This is a genomic window from Parafrankia sp. FMc2 (assembly GCF_041008525.1).
In the GTDB taxonomy this organism is placed as follows: Bacteria; Actinomycetota; Actinomycetes; order Frankiales; family Frankiaceae; genus Parafrankia.
Genome location: NZ_JBFLUG010000502.1, coordinates 1 through 614 on the forward strand (window position 1 = coordinate 1; position 614 = coordinate 614).

At 64.8% G+C, this 614-nt stretch carries 1 pseudogene; it reads left to right on the top strand.

The window, feature by feature from the left end:
- Positions 1 to 131: 131 nt before the first annotated feature.
- Positions 132 to 410, top strand: a pseudogene (locus AB1460_RS38150) (IS3 family transposase); the annotation flags it as partial.
- Between the last annotated feature and the right edge of the window lie 204 nt (positions 411 to 614).

A 614-nucleotide genomic window follows, 5' to 3' on the forward strand; every position in this document is an offset into this window, starting at 1 on the left:
ACTACAACCGGCAGCGGATACACTCCGCAATCGGTTACCTCACCCCCATCGAGTTCGAGGAAGAATTTGACGGACGAGACCTCCGTGCGGCATAGTTAGGCTTGTCTACAAAAGCGGGAACGCTCCACCCGCAGGTCTGGGCCCGTGAGCTGGACGCCGGCCGGTACTGGTGCTCGCTGTCGACGATGTACCGCATCGCCCGCGCGGCCGGGCAGACGCGGGAACGCCGGGCGCAGGCGACCCACCCGCCCCGGGTCCGCCCGGAGCTGTCCGCGACCGGACCGGACGAGATCTGGTCGTGGGACATCACCGCGTTGAAGGGCCCGGAGAAAGGCGTCTGGTACAAGCTGTACGTCATCCTCGACATCTACTCCCGGTATGTGACCGGCTTGTGGGGTGCCAAAAGTCGGCTTGGGCCCGTGAGCTGGGGTGATGCGACGATGGAGAACTGGCGGCATGATGGTCAGTTGTGTCCGTGCGCCTGCTCTATCTGATCTTCGTGCGGGTGTGTGGCTGGTTGGTTCTCCTCGGCCGTTCGTCAGCCTCGAAGGACATCGAGCTGCTGGTGCTGCGGCATGAGGTCGCGGTGCTGCGCCGTACCCAGCCCAAGCCCC